The 21,585-nt window shown below is 33.7% G+C and carries 20 protein-coding genes; 15 read left to right on the forward strand and 5 right to left on the reverse strand.

Features of this window, described 5'->3' with window-relative positions:
- The first annotated feature begins 36 nt into the window (after window positions 1-36).
- On the forward strand, window positions 37-2,106 hold the full coding sequence (gene dnaG, locus OA93_RS16210) for a DNA primase (RefSeq protein ID WP_039114469.1): 2,070 nt from the start codon (window positions 37-39) through the stop codon (window positions 2,104-2,106).
- Here dnaG and OA93_RS16215 read toward each other — a convergent pair.
- Window positions 2,103-2,732 carry a response regulator transcription factor gene (locus OA93_RS16215; protein ID WP_035618090.1) on the reverse strand — a complete coding sequence of 210 codons (630 nt, stop codon included), beginning with the start codon at window positions 2,730-2,732 and terminating at the stop codon, window positions 2,103-2,105. The genes dnaG and OA93_RS16215 overlap by 4 nt on opposite strands.
- Before the next feature lie 92 nt (window positions 2,733-2,824).
- Complete coding sequence (gene nadE, locus OA93_RS16220; RefSeq protein ID WP_039114471.1) at window positions 2,825-3,631, reverse strand: NAD(+) synthase; 807 nt, start codon at window positions 3,629-3,631, stop codon at window positions 2,825-2,827.
- Between the two features lie 100 nt (window positions 3,632-3,731).
- On the opposite strand from nadE, the gene gldB reads away from it, so the two are divergent.
- The gene (gene gldB, locus OA93_RS16225; RefSeq protein WP_039114472.1) at window positions 3,732-4,688 is read left to right on the forward strand and encodes a gliding motility lipoprotein GldB; all 957 of its coding nucleotides are present in this window, start codon (window positions 3,732-3,734) and stop codon (window positions 4,686-4,688) included.
- Window positions 4,688-5,032, forward strand: a complete 345-nt coding sequence (gldC, locus tag OA93_RS16230) for a gliding motility protein GldC (protein ID WP_039114473.1) — start codon at window positions 4,688-4,690, stop codon at window positions 5,030-5,032. The genes gldB and gldC overlap by 1 nt, the downstream gene beginning before the upstream one ends.
- Window positions 5,033-5,081: 49 nt before the next feature.
- Here the strand turns inward: gldC and OA93_RS16235 are convergent, their stop codons facing one another.
- From OA93_RS16235 to OA93_RS16245, 3 genes are all read right to left on the reverse strand, one after another.
- Window positions 5,082-5,708, reverse strand: a complete 627-nt coding sequence (locus OA93_RS16235; protein WP_131474493.1) for a hypothetical protein — start codon at window positions 5,706-5,708, stop codon at window positions 5,082-5,084.
- 128 nt (window positions 5,709-5,836) lie between these two features.
- Window positions 5,837-6,457, reverse strand: coding sequence for a ribosome biogenesis GTP-binding protein YihA/YsxC (gene yihA / locus OA93_RS16240; RefSeq protein ID WP_039114475.1), 621 nt, complete (start codon window positions 6,455-6,457; stop codon window positions 5,837-5,839).
- A gap of 43 nt (window positions 6,458-6,500) precedes the next feature.
- Window positions 6,501-7,265, reverse strand: coding sequence for an alpha/beta hydrolase (locus OA93_RS16245; protein ID WP_035627608.1), 765 nt, complete (start codon window positions 7,263-7,265; stop codon window positions 6,501-6,503).
- A gap of 376 nt (window positions 7,266-7,641) precedes the next feature.
- On the opposite strand from OA93_RS16245, the gene OA93_RS16250 reads away from it, so the two are divergent.
- The 12 genes from OA93_RS16250 to ftsA all read left to right on the forward strand — a co-directional run bounded on the left by OA93_RS16250 (window position 7,642) and on the right by ftsA (window position 21,566).
- A complete protein-coding gene (locus OA93_RS16250) occupies window positions 7,642-8,115 on the forward strand; it encodes a division/cell wall cluster transcriptional repressor MraZ (protein ID WP_035627611.1) in 474 nt (157 codons plus the stop codon).
- Window positions 8,090-8,998 (forward strand): 16S rRNA (cytosine(1402)-N(4))-methyltransferase RsmH, encoded by a 909-nt coding sequence (rsmH, locus tag OA93_RS16255; protein WP_205625786.1) that lies wholly within the window; start codon window positions 8,090-8,092, stop codon window positions 8,996-8,998. The genes OA93_RS16250 and rsmH overlap by 26 nt, the downstream gene beginning before the upstream one ends.
- Window positions 8,999-9,015: 17 nt before the next feature.
- Window positions 9,016-9,363 carry an FtsL-like putative cell division protein gene (locus OA93_RS16260; protein WP_039114480.1) on the forward strand — a complete coding sequence of 116 codons (348 nt, stop codon included), beginning with the start codon at window positions 9,016-9,018 and terminating at the stop codon, window positions 9,361-9,363.
- The gene (locus tag OA93_RS16265; RefSeq protein ID WP_039114481.1) at window positions 9,354-11,354 is read left to right on the forward strand and encodes a penicillin-binding protein; all 2,001 of its coding nucleotides are present in this window, start codon (window positions 9,354-9,356) and stop codon (window positions 11,352-11,354) included. The genes OA93_RS16260 and OA93_RS16265 overlap by 10 nt, the downstream gene beginning before the upstream one ends.
- On the forward strand, window positions 11,351-12,814 hold the full coding sequence (locus OA93_RS16270) for a UDP-N-acetylmuramoyl-L-alanyl-D-glutamate--2,6-diaminopimelate ligase (protein WP_039114482.1): 1,464 nt from the start codon (window positions 11,351-11,353) through the stop codon (window positions 12,812-12,814). The genes OA93_RS16265 and OA93_RS16270 overlap by 4 nt, the downstream gene beginning before the upstream one ends.
- A 10-nt stretch (window positions 12,815-12,824) precedes the next feature.
- Entirely contained in the window at window positions 12,825-14,057 is a 1,233-nt protein-coding gene (gene mraY, locus OA93_RS16275) for a phospho-N-acetylmuramoyl-pentapeptide-transferase (RefSeq protein WP_039114483.1), read from the forward strand.
- 1 nt (window position 14,058) lies between these two features.
- Entirely contained in the window at window positions 14,059-15,390 is a 1,332-nt protein-coding gene (gene murD, locus OA93_RS16280; protein ID WP_039114485.1) for a UDP-N-acetylmuramoyl-L-alanine--D-glutamate ligase, read from the forward strand.
- A 75-nt stretch (window positions 15,391-15,465) separates the two neighbouring features.
- The gene (locus OA93_RS16285) at window positions 15,466-16,770 is read left to right on the forward strand and encodes an FtsW/RodA/SpoVE family cell cycle protein (RefSeq protein WP_039114486.1); all 1,305 of its coding nucleotides are present in this window, start codon (window positions 15,466-15,468) and stop codon (window positions 16,768-16,770) included.
- A gap of 53 nt (window positions 16,771-16,823) precedes the next feature.
- Window positions 16,824-17,912, forward strand: coding sequence for an undecaprenyldiphospho-muramoylpentapeptide beta-N-acetylglucosaminyltransferase (gene murG, locus OA93_RS16290; RefSeq protein WP_039114487.1), 1,089 nt, complete (start codon window positions 16,824-16,826; stop codon window positions 17,910-17,912).
- A gap of 206 nt (window positions 17,913-18,118) precedes the next feature.
- Window positions 18,119-19,468, forward strand: coding sequence for a UDP-N-acetylmuramate--L-alanine ligase (gene murC, locus OA93_RS16300; protein WP_039114489.1), 1,350 nt, complete (start codon window positions 18,119-18,121; stop codon window positions 19,466-19,468).
- Window positions 19,455-20,177, forward strand: a complete 723-nt coding sequence (locus OA93_RS16305) for a cell division protein FtsQ/DivIB (protein WP_039114490.1) — start codon at window positions 19,455-19,457, stop codon at window positions 20,175-20,177. The genes murC and OA93_RS16305 overlap by 14 nt, the downstream gene beginning before the upstream one ends.
- Before the next feature lie 6 nt (window positions 20,178-20,183).
- Window positions 20,184-21,566 carry a cell division protein FtsA gene (gene ftsA, locus OA93_RS16310; RefSeq protein WP_039114491.1) on the forward strand — a complete coding sequence of 461 codons (1,383 nt, stop codon included), beginning with the start codon at window positions 20,184-20,186 and terminating at the stop codon, window positions 21,564-21,566.
- The last annotated feature ends 19 nt before the right edge of the window (window positions 21,567-21,585 follow it).

Here is a 21,585-nt window from a genome sequence, read left to right on the forward strand (position 1 = left end):
TTTTGCAAGCTTCAATCTTTAAAAAAGTAATACGTTTTGATTTCACAAAATACCATAAATACCGTTTTTGAAACTGCTCGAGTAGAGGAGGTAATTGGCGATTTTGTACATTTAAAACGAGCAGGAAGTAACTTTAAGGGATTGAGCCCATTCTCGGATGAGCGCTCGCCATCATTTATGGTATCGCCTGCAAAAGGTATCTGGAAAGATTTTAGTTCTGGAAAAGGAGGGAACTCAGTTGCTTTCTTGATAGAGCATGAACATTTTACTTATCCAGAAGCCATTCGATATCTAGCAAGAAAATATAATATCGAAATTGAAGAAACCGAACAAACAGATGCTGAAAAAGCGATTACAGATGTTCGCGAAAGTATGTATCTTGTTTCGGAGTTTGCCAAAAAGTATTTTCATAATGTACTTTTAAATACAGATGAAGGTCAGGCAATAGGGCTTTCATATTTTAAAGAAAGAGGGTTTACAAACGAAACAATTAAAAAATTCGAACTAGGATATTCTCCTGAAACTTGGGATGCTTTAACTAAAGAAGCACTCGGTCAGGGATATAAACTTGAATTTCTTGAAAGTACAGGGTTAACAATTCCTAGAGATGACCGTCCGTTTGATCGATTTAAAGGACGTGTTATGTTCCCAATACAAAGTATGTCGGGACGTGTACTTGGTTTTGGAGGACGTATTTTAACCAATGATAAAAAAGCTGCAAAATATTTAAATTCACCAGAGAGTGATATTTACCATAAGAGTAAAGTGTTGTATGGTATTTTTCAGGCCAAACAAGCTATTGCGAAACAAAACAATTGTTTTTTAGTTGAGGGTTATACTGATGTAATTCAGTTTAATCAAGCAGGGATAGAAAATGTAGTTGCATCTTCTGGAACGGCATTAACACCAGATCAGATTAGACTGGTAAATAGATTGACAAAAAACATCACCGTACTTTTTGATGGTGATGCTGCGGGATTACGAGCTTCTATTCGAGGAATCGATTTGATTCTGGAAGAAGGTATGAACGTAAGAGTATGTACTTTCCCTGATGGTGATGACCCGGATAGTTTCGCCAGAAAAACTTCGTATGATGACTTAGTAGCATACTTAGAAAATAATGCTAAAGACTTTATTCAGTTTAAGGCTTCGTTATTAATGAATGAAGCAAAAAATGATCCTATAAAGAAAGCCGATTTGATTCGGGATATGGTTACGAGTATTTCTAAAATTCCAGATAGAATTCAGCGTGAAGTTTACGTTCAGGAATGTGCCAGAATTATGGATATTTCTGAGCAGGTACTTGTGAGTACTTTAGCTCAGTTGATTCAAAAAGATATTACAGAAGTAGGTAAAAAGCAAAAGCAGGAGCAAAAACCTTTTGAAGTTTATAGAAACCAAAAACCAAAACAAACAGGGTATTCAGGAGGAGATCCAGAAGATCCAAGAAACGGACCACCCGATGATTATCCAGGTGAGCCAGGATATCCAGTAGAACAGCAAGCAGAAAAAATTGATATTTTATATCATTTAGAACGTAAAGTAATTGAAATTTTATTGCTTTATGGAGATAAAACAGAACTGTTTGAAGATGTTTTCCTGAGAAGTAATGGAGAAGGAGAAATTGAAACTGTTACCGAAAAGAAAGAATACAAAGTTTTTCAGCGAATTTATTTGAGTTTGCAGGAAGATGAGGTAGAGCTTTCTAATAATCTGTTTCGAGATATTTTTACAGACTTAATTGCATTCTATCATCAGAATGAAAAATTTAGTTTAGAACAATATTTAATGCGTTTGCAGCCTGAATTTGCTCAGGAGGTAACAGATATTCTAATGGAAGATGAAAAAGTTACACTTCATGATTGGGAGGGACAAAATATTTTCGCAAAAGAAAAATCAGAATCTATAAGTCAATACGTAACCGAGACAATTTTGTCTATGCGTTGGTTTTTGGTCGATAAGATAATTGAAGAATTAAAAAGCTCCATAATATCAGACCCTAAGGAAGATAATATGGAGCTCTTGTTAATGGTGGTAGATTACTCTAAATTAATTAATTCGTTTTCGAGAAAACTTGGGAGGGTAATGTCCCGTTATCATAATTAAATAATCTCTAGTGTTTTGGCTTTATTAACCAAATCTACTAAATTGGTAACGTTTAATTTTGTTAGTAATCTTAGTTTGTAAGTACTAATTGTTTTTTCGTTAAGATTTAGAATTTTAGAAATTTCGTTGTTTTTCTTACCATCGCTTAAGTAACGTAATACCTCAATTTCTCTGTTAGAAAGTTTTCGATACAAACGTTCGCTTTTGCTTTGTTTTGCGATCAATGCCATGTTTTTACGTACAGTTTCATTGATGATAATTTTTCCTTCGTGTACTTTGATAATCGAAATCCCCAGAGTTTCTAATTTTTCTGTTTTGTGAATGTATCCCGACACACCAGCTTTTATGGCATTTGGAGCATACATTTGTTCAGAAAGATTACTGAAGATGATGATTTTTGTTTTTGGAAAGTTTTTCAGAATAGACTTAACTTCAAAAATACTGGCAAGACCTTCTAATTCTAAATCTAAAATTAGAATGTCGATGTCCTTAGTTTGAAGGATGTCTTTTACCATCGTAAAGTTGCCTACATTTGCAACAATTGAAATGTCATCATGGTCTTTAAAATACGACTTAACGCCAAAGTGCGTCACAGGGTGGTTGTCTGCTAAACATACTTTAATCATAGTTTTACCTTTTTAAGAATTGTTCATTTTTTTTGGAACTGTAAAATTAATAAATAAATTCTGTAATTTATTGCAAATCAGTATAAAAATGATTATTTTAACTTTTTAGGTATCGAGCACACAGGTATAGGATTCATTTTGTGCTGATTGGCTGTGTTTAATTTCTTGTATATTTCGAAAACAATTTTTTCTCTTCCTACAAAGTCAGCAGCCGATTTTCCTAGCTCATCGGCTAACATTGCTGCTTCTAATTCGTCATAACTTGCACCCAATTGGTCTTCATCTGTTCTATTATCTCCAAATAAACCATCGGTTGGGGCAGCTGTTAAAATTGTGTTAGGAATTTCAAGAAATTCCCCTAAAGCATACACGTCAGATTTCATTAAATCGGCAATTGGACTCAAATCTACGCCGCCATCACCGTATTTTGTATAAAAACCTACTCCAAAATCTTCGACTTTGTTTCCAGTTCCAGCAACCAATAATCCGTAAATTCCAGCTAAATAATACAAACTTGTCATGCGTAAACGAGCACGAGTGTTGGCAAGCGATAAATTTACTTTTGCAATATCGGCATCATGAGGAGTTGAGGCTTTAAAAGCTTCAAAAGTACTTGTTAAGTCGGTTTCGATATTAGAGACATTTGGGAATCGTTTTTTTAGTTGCTCGATGTGTTCTCGTCCTCTGGAAACTTGATTTGGAGCTTGATGAATTGGCATTTCTACGCATAAAACCTTTAATCCTGTTTGAGCGCATAATGTTGAGGTTACAGCTGAGTCGACACCACCAGAAATTCCTATAATAAAACCATTCACTTTAGCATTGTTAGCATAATCTTTTAACCACTCTACAATGTAGGTATTTACTTTTTCTGTTTGAATAGTGCTTTTTTTAGCCATAATAGTTTAAGTTTTAAAATGCAGGAATGTATATTTGCACAATTATATTTAAGTAGTCTTTACTTAGATAATTTTGCAACACAAACTTAATTAAAATAAAATGAAAATATATCGGTTTGCTATCGCTCTATCTGTCTTTTTTTTGTCCTGCGACCAAAAAAGTAAAATTGAAAAAGCGGTAGAAGAAATTCCTGTTGATATTAAAGTAGAACGCTTTGATAAAGTGTTTTTTGAGACCCAACCAAAAGATTTGGGTAAAGTAAAAAAAGAATACCCTTATTTTTTTCCTGCAGGAAATGATGATGCGGTTTGGATAGAGAAAATGCAGAATCCGCTTTGGAGAGAATTGTATACCGAAGTTCAGAAAAAGTATGGAGATTTTGAGCCAGTTCGAAAAGAGTTTAATACTTTATTCCAACATATAGAGTACTATTTTCCTAAAACTAAAACGCCAAAGGTTATTACTATAATATCTGAGATGGATTATAATAATAAAGCAATTTATGCCGATAGTCTGGTTGTTGTAGCGCTAGAGTTGTATTTAGGAAAAGAACATAAGTTTTATCAATTCCCAAATTATATAAAAGAGAATTTTGAAGAGAAACAAATTATGCCAGATGTGGTTTCTAGTTTTTCGATGAAGAAAATCTCACCAGTTACCGATAAGAATTTAATTAGCAAAATGGTATATTATGGAAAGCAATTGTATTTAAAAGATTTGCTTTTACCAGATTATACCGATGCAGATAAAATAGGATACACACCAGAACAAATAAAATGGTGTGAAGAGAATGAAGGATATATGTGGCGTTATTTTATAGAGAAAGAAATGTTGTATAGTGATGATGCAAAACTCACAACACGATTTATAAATACAGCTCCATTTTCTAAATTTTACTTAGAAATAGATAACGAATCTCCAGGACGCGTTGGAACCTGGATTGGTTGGCAGATTGTACGTTCATACATGAAAAACAATGATGTGTCGATAGAGCAATTATTAAAAACGAACGCAAAAGAAATTTTTGAAAAGTCAAAATATAAACCTAAGAAGTAATGTCAGATAATAAACAACAAACCTCAGAAATTAAATTCCTTATAGAATTAGACGAAAACCGTGTGCCAGAAAAATTAAAATGGTCGGCAAAAGATGGTGGAGTTGAAGCTCAGGATGCTAAAGCAATTATGCTTTCTATCTGGGATAGTAAGGTACAGGAAACAATGCGTATTGATTTATGGACAAAAGATATGCCTGTGGATGAAATGAAAATTTTCTTTCACCAGACTTTAGTAGCTATGGCAGATACTTTTAAACGTGCTACAGACGATGAAAAAATGTCGGATACAATGAAAGATTTCTGTGATTATTTCGCTGAAAAGCTAGAATTGAAAAAATCATAATTGAATACAAAATAGAAAATCCCATTCGCCGCGGCGAATGGGATTTTTTTTATTTAACAGAGGCTTTGTTTAGATTCTTAAATATTCGTTTTAAAGACCCAACCATTAATTTGTCTGAGCTTCTGTAGAATGTTATGTTGTCTATAAGTTTATCTGACTTTTCTGTTTCCCACATAGATTTAGTTTCCTTTTTGTGAGCTGTACCTACCACTTTTTGAGAGAAAATAATTTCCTGTAAGTTTAAGTCATATACTTCTAGAGTAACAGCACTTTCGTTTTTGCCTAAATCATTTTCGTCTTGATAAAGTTCGACGGAAGAGAAGTCGTTTTTGTTTTTTGTGGAAACAATATTAATAAAGAAATCAAAACCAGTTCCATCTTTAAGTTCTTTTAATTTTGTTTTGTTGGGATCTAAATGAATTTTTCTGGTAATTAGTAATCCATTTACGTCATTGATATAAGATATTCGTTCCCCTAAATTTTTCTTGAAATAGTCTAGAGTTTCAGCGGTTAATTTGTCTCTAGAGTTTTTTGGACAATCTAATTCGTTTAACAGCCATTTTCCAGATGTAAAATCAACGCCAGTTTTTGGTCCAGGCATAGTAACATACGATGATGATTCGCATGATGAAAGTATAAACAGAAAAATGAGTGGTATAAACTTTAAGCTTTTCATAACTATATATTGATTGGTTTCAAATGTAGTTTAAAAAAATATTTTTTTTAAAGATTTTAACTACAAAATAAAAAATCCCAAAACCGATTAAGTTTTGGGATTTTTTTATTTTATCTGAAAAGGGTATTTTAAAACTGACTGTTGTTTTTGAATACCTCTTGGTTTACTTCGTCAATGTATTTTAAAACATCATCTTTACCAGTAGCTTCTGTTGCCGATGTTACAAAATAATGAGGCATTTCGGCCCAGTTATTAGCAAACATTTTCTTTTTGTAAGCTGCGATATGAGAATCGATTTTTACTTTACTGATTTTATCTGCTTTGGTGAAAATGATACAAAACGGAATTTCACTTTCTCCCATGTACGACATAAATTCAATGTCGATGGTTTGAGCTTCGTGACGAATATCGATTAATACGAAAGCGCAAACTAATTGTTCGCGAGTTTCAAAATAATCAGTAATGAACTGTTGGAAAACAGATTTTGTTTTTTTAGAAACTTTAGCGTAACCATATCCTGGTAAATCGACAAGGAACCAATTGTTATTAATCAGGAAATGATTTATCAATTGTGTTTTTCCAGGGCGACCAGAAGTTTTTGCTAAGTTTTTATGATTGGTCAACATGTTGATCAAAGAAGACTTTCCTACGTTTGATCTTCCTATAAAAGCATATTCTGGCAAGAAGTCCTTAGGACATTTGCTTACATCAGAATTACTAATTATAAATTCGGCGGTATTTATTTTCATATCTATACTATTTCTAAAACCTCCTCAAATTCGAAAGCGTTTATTATAAATTGGTTTTTTGCAACCACTCTTCAAGAATTTTGTTAAACTCTTCTGGATGTTCCATCATGGCAGCATGTCCACATTTGTCTATCCAATATAAAGAAGAGTTAGGAAGTAATTTGTTAAACTCTTCGGCTACGTCCGGTGGAGTTACTTTGTCGTTTTTACCCCAAATGATACAAGTTTCAACTTGCATTTTAGGTAAATCTTTTGCCATGTTATGGCGAATAGCGCTTTTTGCTATAGTAAGCGTTTTTATTAATTTTATTCGATCGTTTACCGAAGCGTAAACTTCATCGATAAGTTCGGGAGTTGCAATTTTTGGGTCATAAAATACATCTTCAGCTTTTCTTCTTATGTATTCGTAATCTCCTCTTTTTGGGTAACTGTCGCCCATTGCACTTTCGTAAAGACCAGAACTTCCTGTTATAACAAGCCCAATTACTTTTTCAGGGTATAATTTGGTATGGTATAAAGCAATATGTCCACCTAATGAATTCCCTAGTAAAATAACTTTATCGAATCCTTTGAAGGTGATAAAGTCCTTAACATATTTGGCAAAACTTTTTACGTTGGTTTTTAGTATGCTTTGTGTGTATATCGGTAAGTCAGGTATTACTATTTTATATCCTCTATTTGAAAAATATTCGGCTACGGCATCGAAGTTACTAAGTCCTCCCATGAGTCCATGTAAAATAACAATAGGTGTCCCTTCTCCAGCTTCATAATAGCTGTATCTGCCTTCTTTTTTGTAATGTTTATCCATCTAACTAAATACCGATTTCAATTTGGACAAATATAGGGTTTAATACATAAATATGGATTTTTGAAAACATTTTTTAACTAGATAATTTTAGTAGAAGAAATAAAAGGCTAAAAATCAGTTGCTAGTTGTTTTAATTTTTTTCTTTTTTCTAAAGAAAATTAGCAAAAACAGATTGGAATTTTATGACAATATCATTTCATTTTTTGTTATGTAGAACCATTCTTACAAACTATTTTAAAATGGCTAATGATCTGACTCTGCATAATTTAAGGCTTTTGGGATAAAAGTGGTTAAACTTATCAACAAAGTGGTATATAGTGGTAAATTGTGGTAATATTTTTTATATTTTTGCTGTGTAACATAACCATACATTTTTTTGAACACAATTGTCGGGACATATGAGTGTAAAGTCGATGCAAAAGGGAGGCTGCTAATGCCAGCTCCTTTAAAAAAGCAGTTGGCGACCTCTCTTCAAAACGGATTTGTTTTGAAGCGTTCCGTTTTTCAGACCTGTCTGGAGTTGTATCCAATGGAAGAATGGGATTTGATGATGCAGAAAATTAATAAACTGAATCGTTTTGTAAAGAAAAACAATGATTTTATCAGAAGGTTTACCGCTGGAGTTAAGATTGTTGAGATTGATGCATTAGGACGTTTATTGGTTCCGAAAGATTTAATGACATTTTCTGGTATTTCAAAAGACGTGGTGTTTTCATCTGCGGTAAATATTGTTGAAATATGGGATAAAGAGTTATACGAAAAATCAATTAGCGGCGAAGATATGGATTTTGCAGATTTAGCCGAAGAAGTAATGGGAAATATAAATGACGACGACAATGGAATATCATAATCCGGTTTTGCTTCATCCGACAGTAGATGGCTTAAATATTAAGCCCGACGGCATTTATGTAGATGTGACGTTTGGTGGTGGGGGACATTCAAAAGAGATTTTAAACAGGCTAGGGCCAAACGGAAGATTGTTTGCTTTTGATCAAGACGAAGATGCTTTGGCAAATGCTTTGCCTGACGAAAGGTTTACTTTGATAAATGAGAATTTTAGGTTTATAAAAAGGTTCTTGCGTTTTCATGGTGTAAGAGGAGTAGATGGAATTTTGGCAGACTTAGGTGTTTCATCACACCAGTTTGATGTTGCTGAAAGAGGCTTTTCTACTCGTTTTGATGCTGATCTGGATATGAGAATGAGTCAGAAGAATGATTTGAACGCATATCGTGTGGTAAATGAATACGACGAGCAGGATTTACGCCGAGTTTTTCTGGATTATGGGGAATTGAAAAATGCACCAGTTTTGTCAAGAACAATTGTAGAGGCGAGAGAGCACAGACCAATCAAAACTACAGACGAATTAAAAGAAGTTTTGGCGAAATATTTACCAGAAAGAGTTAAAAATAAAATATTAGCTCAGATTTATCAGGCTATTCGTATTGAGGTAAATCAGGAAATGGATGTATTGAAAGAGTTCATCGAGCAATCGTTGGAGATTTTAAACCCAGGCGGAAGATTAAGTGTTATTTCTTATCACTCATTAGAAGACAGATTGGTAAAGCGTTTTATTAAAAACGGAATGTTTGAGGGAGAGCCAGAACGTGATTTTTATGGAAACTTCACAGTTCCATTTAAGACTATCGGAAAGCTAATAGTTCCAGATGATGCAGAGATTAAAATTAACAATAGGGCTAGAAGTGCAAAGCTAAGAATAGCTGAAAAAATATAGTACTATAATAAGGTATAATGAAACACGGAGTATTTGACATATTAAAAGCAAGATTTCTTATAAATGATGACGCTATTAAAAATTGGCGTTTTATCGTTTTTATCATTCTGCTAGCAATAATAATGATTGCAAATACACAACGATACGAACAAAAGGTTTTTGAAATTGCAAAATTGAATAATGAAGTAAAGGAATTGCGATCGGAGTTTGTAGACAGACGTTCGGAATTGATGAAATTAAAGATGGAATCGACAGTATCGGAAAAAATGCTTGCTAAAGAAATTTATCCATCAACAGTTCCGCCAATTAAGATTGAAGTGAAGAAAGAAAAAGAAAAAAGCTTTTTTAAACGCATATGGCAGTAGACGATAAAAATATATCCTACAGAATTTATCTGGTAGCAGTTTTCATCTTTTTGATGGCAATTGGTATTGTCGTAAAGTTGACCAACATTCAGTGGGTTGAGGGGGATTATTACAGGAAATTAGCCAAGCAACGTACTGTAAAAAACTTCGTTATTCCTGCAAATAAAGGGAATATTTATTCTGCCGATGGAAGTCTTTTGGCAACCTCTATTCCTAATTACGAAATTAGATTTGATGCTGTTACACCAAAAACTGAAGTATTCGAGAAAAATGTAAAATTGCTTTCGGATTCTTTGTCTTTTGTTTTAGGAAGACCAAGTGGTTATTATCAAAATGAATTAAGAAAGGCAAGAGCCAATAAAAACAGATATTTTTTGATAGCTCGAAAATTGAGTTATACAGATTATATGAAAATAAAAGGGTTCCCATTATTTAATTTGGGAGCTTATAAAGGTGGGATTATCGTTGAGCAAGAAACGGTAAGAGAGCATCCTATCGGGAAAATTGCCGAACGTACTATTGGTTATGACAAAGGTGGTGTGAACGGAGAATCGATGGGTAAAGGAATCGAATGGGCTTTTAGAAAATACCTGAATGGAAAGGATGGTAAAATTCTAAAACAAAAAATTGCAAAAGGGCAGTGGAAACCTATTCGTGATGTAAACGAGGTAGACCCTCAAGATGGTTATGATGTAATATCGACAATAGATGTTTTTATTCAGGATATCGCGCATCATGCATTGTTAAAACAAGTAGAAGATTACCAAGCAGATCATGGTTGTGTGGTAGTAATGGAAACAGAAACCGGACATGTTAAAGCAATTTCTAATTTAGGAAGAGCAGATGATGGTTCTTATTATGAAACAACAAATTATGCTATAGCCGAATCTCATGAGCCGGGATCAACTTTTAAACTAGTTGATTTAATGGCAATTTTAGAAGATAAAGTAGCGGATACCAGTACTGTTTATGACACTAATGGCGGAACAATAAAGTATTATGGTCGTTCTGTTAATGATTCGCATAGAGGGGGGTATGGTAAAGTTTCATTAGCTAGAGGGTTTGAACTTTCGTCAAATACAGTAATGGCTCAGGCAGTTTATGATAATTATAAGAGTAACCCATCCAAATTTGTAAATCATATTAACGGATACGGATTAAATAAAAGATTGGGATTGCCTTTTGAAGGAGAAGGAAGACCATATATTCCACAACCAGGAGACAAGCATTGGTCGGGAGTTTCATTGCCATGGATGGCTTTTGGATATGGAGTTTCGGTAACGCCATTGCAAACGTTGACTTATTATAATTCGGTTGCAAATAATGGAGTAATGGTTAAGCCACAGTTTGTTTCGGAGATAAAAGAATGGAATAGAACGATTAAGAAATTTGATGTCGAAGTTTTAAATCCTAAAGTGTGTTCGCAAGAAACAGTTAAGAAGCTAAAAGCTGTTTTGGCAAACGTGGTTAAAAAAGGAACTGGGTCTAAGTTGTATTCGAAAGATTTTTCGATGGCAGGAAAAACAGGAACGGTTAAGGTGAATTACGGAAAAGGTGACAAAGGAAATTTTTATTACGCTTCTTCGTTTGTAGGGTATTTTCCAGCAGATCATCCTAAATATTCTTGTATTGTAGTCGTTCATAAACCAAATACATCTAAGAATAATTATTACGGAGCCGATGTTGCAGGGCCTGTTTTTAAAAGAATTGCACAAAAGATATTTACAGATGCACCATCTGCAAATACGATTAAAAAAATAGACGGTAAGATACCAAAACAAGAGAGCAATTATAACGCATATTATACCCAGGTACAAAAAAAACAGTCTATTCCAGATGTAAAAGGAATGGCAGGAATGGATGCAATTGCTTTGCTTGAAAATTTGGGACTTAAGGTAAAAGTTAACGGAATAGGAAAAGTGAAAAATCAATCACTTCAGGCAGGGCAGAATATCGCCAAAAACACAATTATAGTATTAGAATTATCGTGAATATATTAAAAGACATATTATACAAAGTAGCTATTGAATCGGTAACGGGTTCAACAGATATTGCTATTCATAAAATAGATTTCGATTCTAGAAAAATAGAAGCGAATGATGTTTTTGTTGCCATTAGAGGATCACTTTCTGATGGACATGATTATATCCAAAAAGCAATTGAACTTGGTGCAACGGCTATTATTTGCGATACATTACCAGAGGTTTTAGCAAAAAAAGTTACTTATATCAAGGTTAAAGATACCAATTCGGCTTTGGCTTTTATGGCAGCTAATTATTTTGATAACCCATCAGAAAAAATAAAATTAGTTGGTATTACAGGAACAAACGGAAAAACTACGATTGCTTCATTGTTATATCAATTATTTAAAAAAGCTGGATTTAAAGTAGGTTTGTTATCTACAGTAAAAATATTGGTTGATGAGACGGAGTATAAAGCAACTCATACAACACCAGATTCTATTACAATCAATCATTATTTAAATGAAATGATTGAAGCTGGAGTAACGTATTGTTTTATGGAAGTGAGTTCACACGGGATTCATCAAAAACGTACTGAAGCATTGCATTTTGTAGGTGGGATTTTTACAAATTTATCACATGATCATTTAGATTATCATCCAACTTTTGCAGAATATAGAGATGTAAAAAAGTCGTTTTTTGATTCATTACCAAAAACAGCATTTGCATTATCAAATATTGATGATAAAAATGGGCCTGTAATGTTGCAAAATACAGTTGCTAAAAAACGCACCTATGCTTTAAAATCGTATGCGGATTATAAAGCGCAAATTTTAGAAAACCAATTATCAGGATTGTTATTAAAAATTAATGATAATGAGGTTTGGGTAAAATTAATAGGAACATTTAATGCTTATAATTTATTAGCTATTTACGGAACGGCTATTGAATTAGGGATTGATAGCCTTGAGGCTTTACGATTATTATCGGATTTAGAAAGTGTTTCTGGTCGTTTTCAGTTTATTGTATCAGATTCTAATATCACAGCGATTGTAGATTATGCACACACACCAGATGCGTTAGAAAACGTATTGAAAACCATAAATGATATTCGTACTAAAAATGAGCAATTAATTACGGTTGTAGGTTGTGGAGGAAATAGAGATAAAACCAAGCGTCCGATTATGGCACAAATTGGTTCAGAACTAAGTGATAAGGCAATATTTACATCGGACAACCCTAGAAATGAAGATCCAGAAACTATAATTAGTGAAATGGAAAAAGGTGTTGAACCTCAAAATTATAAAAAAACATTGGCAATTACAGATCGAAAACAAGCCATAAAAACAGCTTGTCAACTAGCTCAGCCTAACGATATTATTTTAATAGCAGGTAAAGGACACGAAACGTACCAAGAAGTAAATGGAGTACGTCATGATTTTGATGACATGAAGATAGTTAAGGAAATTTTAGCACAACTAAACAAATAAAACCAGATATATGCTATACTATTTATTTGAATATTTAGACAAAACATTAGATGTGCCAGGAACAGGAGTTTTTCAGTACATCACATTTAGATCGGCTTTAGCTTTCTTGCTTTCGTTGCTTTTATCAACAATCTACGGAAAGAGAATTATCAATTTCCTTAGGAATCAACAAGTAGGAGAAACTGTTCGTGAGCTTGGACTTGCTGGTCAAAATGAAAAAGCTGGTACGCCAACAATGGGAGGTTTAATCATCATATTTGCTACCCTTGTGCCTGTTTTGTTGTTTGCTAAACTGCATAATATTTATATCGTATTACTAATTGTAACCACGCTTTGGATGGGAGTAATTGGTTTTGTGGATGATTATATCAAGATTTTCAAAAAAGATAAACAAGGACTTAAAGGAATTTTTAAGGTTATTGGTCAGGTAGGTTTAGGTTTAATTGTAGGGTCTGTACTTTATTTTAGCCCAAATGTTACCGTAAGAACCGATACTGGTAATAGTGATATTTATAGAGTACAATCAACAACTAGTGTTATAGTTCCTGCATTAATCGAAGAGAAATCGACCGTTACAACTATTCCTTTCTTTAAAAATAATGAATTTGATTACGCCGAATTATTGGCTTGGACAGGCGAAGGATATGAAAAATGGGCTTGGTTAATTTTTATCCCAGTTGTAATTTTTATTATCACAGCAGTTTCTAATGGAGCTAATTTAACCGATGGAATAGATGGTCTTGCAGCGGGAACCTCGGCAGTGTCCGTCCTTGCGCTCGGGATATTTACGTTTCTTTCCGGGAATATTATTTTCTCGAATTACCTCAATATTATGTATATCCCCAATTCGGGAGAAATGACCGTTTTTATATCCGCCTTCGTAGGTGCATTAATTGGATTTCTATGGTATAATTCATATCCCGCATCTGTTTTTATGGGAGATACAGGAAGTTTAACAATAGGAGGTATTATAGCTGTTTTGGCAATTGCGGTTCGTAAAGAAATGCTGATTGTTTTGTTCTGTGGTATTTTCTTGGCCGAAAGTGCCTCGGTAATTATCCAGGTGGCTTATTTTAAATATACAAAAAAGCGTTTTGGCGAAGGACGAAGGATTTTCCTGATGTCGCCATTGCATCATCATTACCAGAAAAAAGGGTATCATGAAAGTAAAATTGTAACCCGTTTTTGGATTGTTGCAATCATGTTAGCCATATTGTCTATCGTAACATTAAAACTAAGATAATATGAGGTTAGTTGTTTTAGGTGGTGGAGAAAGCGGTGTTGGTACTGCTATTCTTGGAAAAAAGAAAGGATATGATGTTTTTGTTTCCGATTACGGAAAGATAAACGAGAGTTATAAAGAAGTTCTTATCATTAACGGAATTGCCTGGGAAGAAGGAAAGCATACCGAAGAATTGATTTTGAATGCCGATGTCGTCATGAAAAGTCCTGGTATTCCTGAAAAATCACCTATAGTTAAGAAGCTTATAGAAAAAGGAATTAAAGTAATCTCCGAAATTGAGTTTGCAAAACCTTTTACTGAAGCCTTAACAGTTGGAATTACCGGAAGTAATGGTAAGACAACAACAACAATGTTAACCTATCATTTGCTAAAGTCGGCAGGATTAAACGTAGGATTGGGAGGTAATATCGGAAAGAGTTTTGCATGGCAGGTAGCCGAAAACAAATTTGATTTTTACGTGCTTGAGCTAAGCAGTTTTCAATTGGACGGGATTATAGATTACAGGCCAGATATTGCGATTATAACCAATATTAGTCCAGATCATTTAGACAGATATGATTATAAGTATGAAAATTATATTAACTCGAAGTTTCGGGTAACGATGAATCAGACAGAAAGTGATTATCTTATTTATGATGGCGATGATGAAGCATCAGCCGAATGGCTTAAAAATAACACGACAAAAGCAAAACTAATTCCTTTTTCATTGACAGAAGAATTCAATGAAGGAGCATTTATAAAAAACAACAAAATGGAAATCAAGATTAACCAAGAAGAGTTTACAATGGATACTGAGTACATTGCTTTAGAAGGAAAACATAATTTGAAAAACGCAATGGCAGCAAGTTCAGTAGCTAAGTTGATGCAAATCAGAAACGCAACAATTCGTGAGAGTTTATCTAATTTTCAAGGCGTTGAACACCGCTTAGAAAAAGTTCTGAAAATTCAGAATGTACAATATATTAATGATTCAAAAGCAACAAATGTAAACGCTACATTCTTTGCTTTGGATAGTATGAATGCTCCAACAGTTTGGATTGTTGGTGGTGTTGATAAAGGAAATGATTATAACGAATTAATGTCATTGGTTCGTGAGAAAGTAAAAGCTATTATTTGTCTTGGAGTTGATAACCGAAAAATTATCGATGCTTTTGGAAATGTAGTTGATATTATGGTTGAAGTTAATAATATGAACGATGCTGTAAAAACAGCACAACGCTTAACCGAAAAAGGTGATGCAGTATTATTGTCTCCAGCTTGTGCAAGTTTCGATTTATTCGAAAACTACGAAGACAGAGGGAAGCAATTTAAGCAGGCGGTTCACAACCTATAAAAAAGTTTAAGGTTTAATGTTTAAGGTTGAGCAACTTTGAACATTAAACAAAAATAACTTTAAACAATATTGAAGATGAAAGAACTAGTAAACAAATTAAAAGGAGATAGAGTAATATGGTCATTCGTGGCTTTATTGGCTTTGTTTTCGTTTATGCCTGTTTTTAGTGCGAGTAGTAATTTGGCCTATTTAGGTCATGGAACAGGAAATACATTGGGTTATTTGGTAAAACATTTGGCTCATATTTGTATTGGTTTTTTAATTATTTACTGGGTACACAAAGTACCGTACCATTATTTTAGAGCAATTTCTAAAGTTGCCTTGCCAGTAGTTTGGCTTTTGTTAGCCTATACACTTTTAAAAGGAACTGTTATTGCTGGTGCAAATGCGAGTCGATGGATTCAGGTTCCGTTTATCGGGATTACGTTTCAGACCTCTACATTAGCATCGATGGTGTTGTTTATTTTTGTGGCACGTTATTTATCGAAAACAAGAGATGAAGATGAACCTTTTCAGACCTCGTTGATACAGCTTTGGATGCCGGTTTTTGTTACGCTGATGCTTATTTTGCCAGCAAATTTCTCGACAACAGCGCTTATCTTTTCGATGGTATTAATGCTTACGTTTATTGGTAAGTATCCTTTAAAATATATAGGATTAATTATAGGTTCGGGAGTTGTAATGTTTTTGTTCTTTCTTCTTTTAGCTAAAGCGTTTCCTGAATCCCGCTTTTTTAGCAGGGTAGGAACATGGGGAAGCCGAATCGAGAATTTTACGACTGATAAACCAGATGAAGATGATTATCAGATAGAGAAAGCAAAAATTGCAATTGCATCTGGAAAATTAGGAGGTTTAGGACCAGGGAAAAGTGTTCAGAAGAACTTTTTACCACAATCATCTTCCGATTTTATTTATGCAATTATTGTAGAAGAATATGGTTTAATAGGGGGATTAACAATCTTGTGTTTGTATTTATTACTGATGTTCCGATTTGTAATCGCATCGCATAAAGCCAATACATTATTCGGGAAATTAGTCGTCGTCGGGCTCGGATTTCCTATGATATTTCAGGCGATGATTAATATGGCTGTTGCGGTCGAATTATTGCCGGTAACAGGACAAACGTTGCCACTTATTAGTAGTGGAGGTAGTTCGATTTGGATGACATGTTTTGCACTTGGAATCATTATTAGCGTTACTAAAAAAGACGAAGAAATTGAAGAAGAGCTGAAAGAAAAGGAAAAAAGAGAAGAAGCGCTTAAGAAATTAATCGATAAACAATTAGAAGAAGAGAATGAAGTAGGGAGTGATCAAGAAGTAGCAGCAGCATATTCTATAGAAGACAATGCAAAGAATCCAATGGAAGCTGTTATGAGGTAGTTAGAGTAAAAAGAGAATATAATAATTTTTAAAATGTAGTAACATTTAAAAATATGACAAAATATAAATTCATATTAAGCGGTGGTGGAACAGGAGGACATATTTATCCTGCAATCGCAATTGCGAATGAATTAAAATTACAATATCCTGATGCTGAATTTCTTTTTGTTGGTGCAAAAGACAAAATGGAAATGCAGAAAGTACCACAAGCAGGATATGAAATAAAAGGTCTTTGGATTGCTGGGTTACAACGAAAATTAACTTTACAGAATGCCATGTTTCCTTTTAAGTTAATGAGTAGTTTATTGCAATCAAGAAAAATAATAAAAGCATTTAAACCAAATGTAGTTATCGGTACAGGAGGTTTTGCGAGCGGGCCATTATTAAAAATGGCAGGTTCGGCAGGAATTCCAACAGTTATCCAAGAACAAAACTCATTTCCGGGAATTACAAATAAGTTGCTTAGCAAAAAAGCGAATGCAATTTGTGTAGCTTATAAAAACTTAGAGCGTTTTTTTCCTGCAGATAAAATTGTTTTAACTGGTAATCCTGTTCGTCAGGATTTAATTGATATTGATAGCAAAAGAGACGAAGCAATTGCATTTTACAATTTAGATGCAAATAAAAAAACATTGTTGGTTCTTGGCGGAAGTCTTGGTGCTCGAAGAGTGAATCAATTAATAGAAAAAGAATTGCCAAATATGCTTTCGCAAAATGTTCAGGTAATCTGGCAATGTGGGAAATTATATTTTGAAGATTATAAAAAATACAATCAGCCAAATGTAAAAGTGGTTGATTTTATAGAGCGAATGGATTTTGTTTATGCAGCTGCCGATGTAATTATTTCAAGAGCAGGAGCATCATCAGTTTCGGAATTATGTATAGTTGGAAAGCCAGTTATTTTTATTCCGTCACCGAATGTTGCCGAAGATCATCAAACAAAAAACGCACAAGCTATTGTAGATCAGAAGGGTGCGATTTTGTTAAAAGAATCTGAGTTAAATAGCGAGTTTAGCATTGTTTTTGAAGCGTTGTTGAAGGATGAAGAGAAGCAAAAACAGCTTAGAGAGAATATAAAAAGATTGGCAATGCCAGGTGCAACAAAAGCGATCGTTGCAGAAATTATAAAGTTGATTAAGTAAGAATAATTTATGAGTTACATTTTAATCATATCTTTTTTATTTATTGTATTGATTGGTGTAGCATATTATTTAGATTATAAAAAAAATAAAAAATATTTCAATAAATCAATAAAAAATTTAGGCTCATTAATAGTTATAATTTTGGCTATTTATGTTTTTTCAGAATTGATTAATATGATTTTAGAATAATTTACAAATAATAAGAAATGAATTTAAACCAAATACAGAACGTCTATTTTATAGGAATTGGAGGCATCGGAATGAGTGCTCTGGCTCGTTATTTCAAGAACATTGGAAAACAAGTTTCAGGTTACGACAAGACACCTTCAATGCTTACAAGTGAACTTATCGAAAGTGGGATTAATATTCATTTTGAAGATAATATCAGTTTAATTCCAAGTGATTATTTTGTAGAAAATACACTAGTAATTATAACGCCAGCAGTTCCAACTAAACATTCGGAGTGGAATTACTTTTTAGAAAGAAATTATCAGGTTAAGAAAAGAGCTGAAGTTTTAGGAATCATTACTCAGGGTACTTTTAGTTTTGCTGTAGCAGGAACACATGGTAAAACAACAACATCTAGTATTTTAGGACATATTCTTTACGAAAGTGGAGCTGATGTTACTGCTTTTGTAGGTGGAATTGTTGAGAATTATAATTCGAACTTAATAGGAAACGGAAAAACGGTTACTGTTGTCGAAGCTGATGAATTTGATCGTTCGTTCTTGCATTTACACCCAAATATTGCTTGTATCACATCTATGGATGCGGATCATTTGGATATTTACGGAACAAGTGAAGCTATTGAAGAGTCTTTTGTAGAATTTGCTTCAAAAGTTGAAGATAAAAACAATCTTTTTATAACCAAAGAATTGCCTCTGGAGGGAGTTCAATGTGCTATAAATGAAGATGCTCCGTTTAAAGCGTTTAATGTAAGAATTGCTAAAGGGAGCTATATTTTTGATGTACAAACACCATCAGAAACAATTAAAGATTTACATTTTGGTTTGCCAGGAAAGCATAATTTAATGAATGCGTTAATGGCTATTGCAATGGCAAAAACATACGGAACATCAACCAATGCAATTGCAAAAGCTTTGGCTTCATTTAAAGGAATAAGAAGACGTTTTTCTTATCAGATAAAAACAAATAATCTGGTTTATATAGATGATTACGCACATCATCCGACAGAGATAAATGCAGTTAATCAAGCGGTTAGAGAATTGTATCCGGGACAAAAAGTACTGGCTATATTTCAGCCACATTTATTTAGCAGAACAAGAGATTTTGTCGATGGTTTTGCTAAAAGTTTATCAGCATTTGATGAAGTGATTTTATTAGATATTTATCCAGCAAGAGAATTGCCGATGGAAGGAATTACATCGCAATGGTTAATGGATAAAATGAGTAATTCTAACAGGAAAATAGTTGCTAAAAATGATTTATTAGCATCAATTAAGGCTAGCGATGCAACCATAATTGTGACTATTGGAGCGGGTGATTTAGGAGAATTAGTACCGTCAATTAAAAACATTTTAAATGAAACTAATTAATTGGATAAATCTTCGTTTGGTACTCATGTTCGGAGTCGTTATTGTTTTATTTTCGTTTACTTCTCATAGAAATGGAGAGCGAAAATTAAAGAAATCGACCGTTGTTTTTGTAGGAGAAAACGCTATTTTTGTTAAGCCGGAAGCGGTTAATAAATTGTTAATAGAAAATGAAAAAGATGCTTCTAGCATTAAAAAAGAAGGGTTAGATTTGAATAAGATAGAGAAAGCCCTTAATACGCAAGAGATGATTGAAAAATCAGATGTATTTGTGAGTATTGATGGTATTCTAAAAGCAGTAGTAAAACAGAAGACGCCGATAGCCCGCATTATGAACGGGAATGAGTCGTTTTATATTGATTACGAGGGTAGTAAAATGCCTTTGTCGGATAATTTTACAGCTAGAGTTCCTCTTGTTTCGGGGAGCTTAAATGAGAAAAATAACGAAGAATTAGCTACATTATTCCGCATGATTTTTGACGATGCATTTTTGAAAAAAAATATCATTGCGATTCAAATTATGCCTAATGGTAGCTTAAAAATGCTTAACAGAAATTTTAATTACGAGATAGATTTTGGCAGAACAATAAATGTTGAGCGAAAATTTAATAATTATAAAGCCTTTTTTCAAAAGGCAGTTTTGGATAGCTCGTTATACAAATACAAAAGGATAGATCTTAGGTTTACGGAACAAGTAGTTTGCACAAAATAATAGATAATGGGAAAAGATAATATTGCAGTAGGTCTAGATATTGGTACAACCAAAATTGTTGCCATGATAGGTAAGAAGAATGAATATGGTAAGCTTGAGATCCTGGGAATAGGGAAATCAAAAAGCTTAGGTGTTGCGAGAGGTGTTGTAAACAATATTACTCAAACAATACAATCTATTCAGCAAGCGATACATGAAGCGGAGAATAATTCGGGTTACAAGATTAAAGATGTAGTTGTAGGTATAGCAGGACAGCATATTCGCAGTATTCAGCATACAGACTACATTAGCAGAACCAATCCTGAAGAGGTTATTGGCGAGAATGACATCCAGCTTTTAATAGACCAGGTTAATAAACTTGCGATGTTACCAGGTGAAGAAATAATTCACGTTTTACCACAGGAATTTAAAATTGATGGACAATCGGAGATTAAAGAACCGATTGGAATGTACGGAGGAAGATTAGAATCTAGCTTTCACGTTGTAGTTGGACAAGCTTCATCTATAAGAAACGTTGGAAGATGTATCCAGAGTTCAGGAATTGAATTATCGGGCTTAACATTAGAGCCATTGGCTTCTGCAGATGCAGTATTGAGTCAGGAAGAAAAAGAAGCAGGAGTAGCACTTATCGATATCGGTGGCGGTACAACAGATTTAGCGATTTTTAAAGACGGAATCATTCGTCATACGGCTGTAATTCCTTTTGGAGGAAATGTAATTACAGATGATATAAAAGAAGGTTGTTCGATTATTGAGAAACAAGCCGAATTATTGAAAATTAAATTTGGATCTGCATGGCCAGGTGAAAACAAAGACAATGAAATTGTTTCGATTCCGGGATTAAGAGGAAGAGAGCCAAAAGAAATTTCTTTGAAGAATTTATCAAAAATAATTCACGCTCGTGTAGTCGAAATCGTAGATCAGGTTTTTACAGAAGTAAAAGCTTATGGACATGAAGATCCTCGTAAAAAATTAATTGCAGGAATTGTTCTTACAGGTGGTGGAGCTCAACTAAAACACATTAAGCAATTAGTAGAGTACATTACAGGAATGGATACCAGAATTGGTTATCCAAATGAGCATTTGGCAGGAAATTCTAACGAAGAAATCTCAAGTCCGTTATACGCTACAGCTGTTGGTTTAGTAATGAACAGCATTGAAAATAGAACTCAAAGTGCCGTAAGATTGGACGTTATAGAACAACCAAAGGCACCAGTACATAGAGCTCCGGTACAACAGCAACACTATGAGGTTGATGAATCTTATGTAGAAACTGTTGAAGAAGTGAAGAAAGTAGTTAAGGAAGAATCGACTGAAACAAAAATAAGAAGATCCTTTTTTGACCGCTATGTCGATAAAATCAAAGATTTTTTAGACAACGCTGAATAAGCGATTTGAAATAATACAA

Origin of the sequence: Flavobacterium sp. KMS (assembly GCF_000813005.1) — a bacterium.
Lineage (GTDB): Bacteria > Bacteroidota > Bacteroidia > Flavobacteriales > Flavobacteriaceae > Flavobacterium.

What these genes read in the sequence shown, in the direction of transcription:
- murG (WP_039114487.1), top strand. Translation starts at nt 16,824, where the DNA reads ATGACAAAATATAAATTCATATTAAGCGGTGGTGGAACAGGAGGACAT.
- nadE (WP_039114471.1), bottom strand. Translation starts at nt 3,631, where the DNA reads ATGGCTAAAAAAAGCACTATTCAAACAGAAAAAGTAAATACCTACATT.
- OA93_RS16285 (WP_039114486.1), top strand. Translation starts at nt 15,466, where the DNA reads ATGAAAGAACTAGTAAACAAATTAAAAGGAGATAGAGTAATATGGTCA.
- yihA (WP_039114475.1), bottom strand. Translation starts at nt 6,457, where the DNA reads ATGAAAATAAATACCGCCGAATTTATAATTAGTAATTCTGATGTAAGC.
- murC (WP_039114489.1), top strand. Translation starts at nt 18,119, where the DNA reads ATGAATTTAAACCAAATACAGAACGTCTATTTTATAGGAATTGGAGGC.
- gldB (WP_039114472.1), top strand. Translation starts at nt 3,732, where the DNA reads ATGAAAATATATCGGTTTGCTATCGCTCTATCTGTCTTTTTTTTGTCC.
- OA93_RS16245 (WP_035627608.1), bottom strand. Translation starts at nt 7,265, where the DNA reads ATGGATAAACATTACAAAAAAGAAGGCAGATACAGCTATTATGAAGCT.
- mraY (WP_039114483.1), top strand. Translation starts at nt 12,825, where the DNA reads ATGCTATACTATTTATTTGAATATTTAGACAAAACATTAGATGTGCCA.
- OA93_RS16260 (WP_039114480.1), top strand. Translation starts at nt 9,016, where the DNA reads ATGAAACACGGAGTATTTGACATATTAAAAGCAAGATTTCTTATAAAT.
- ftsA (WP_039114491.1), top strand. Translation starts at nt 20,184, where the DNA reads ATGGGAAAAGATAATATTGCAGTAGGTCTAGATATTGGTACAACCAAA.
- OA93_RS16305 (WP_039114490.1), top strand. Translation starts at nt 19,455, where the DNA reads ATGAAACTAATTAATTGGATAAATCTTCGTTTGGTACTCATGTTCGGA.
- OA93_RS16235 (WP_131474493.1), bottom strand. Translation starts at nt 5,708, where the DNA reads ATGAAAAGCTTAAAGTTTATACCACTCATTTTTCTGTTTATACTTTCA.
- OA93_RS16215 (WP_035618090.1), bottom strand. Translation starts at nt 2,732, where the DNA reads ATGATTAAAGTATGTTTAGCAGACAACCACCCTGTGACGCACTTTGGC.
- rsmH (WP_205625786.1), top strand. Translation starts at nt 8,090, where the DNA reads ATGACGACGACAATGGAATATCATAATCCGGTTTTGCTTCATCCGACA.
- gldC (WP_039114473.1), top strand. Translation starts at nt 4,688, where the DNA reads ATGTCAGATAATAAACAACAAACCTCAGAAATTAAATTCCTTATAGAA.
- murD (WP_039114485.1), top strand. Translation starts at nt 14,059, where the DNA reads ATGAGGTTAGTTGTTTTAGGTGGTGGAGAAAGCGGTGTTGGTACTGCT.
- OA93_RS16265 (WP_039114481.1), top strand. Translation starts at nt 9,354, where the DNA reads ATGGCAGTAGACGATAAAAATATATCCTACAGAATTTATCTGGTAGCA.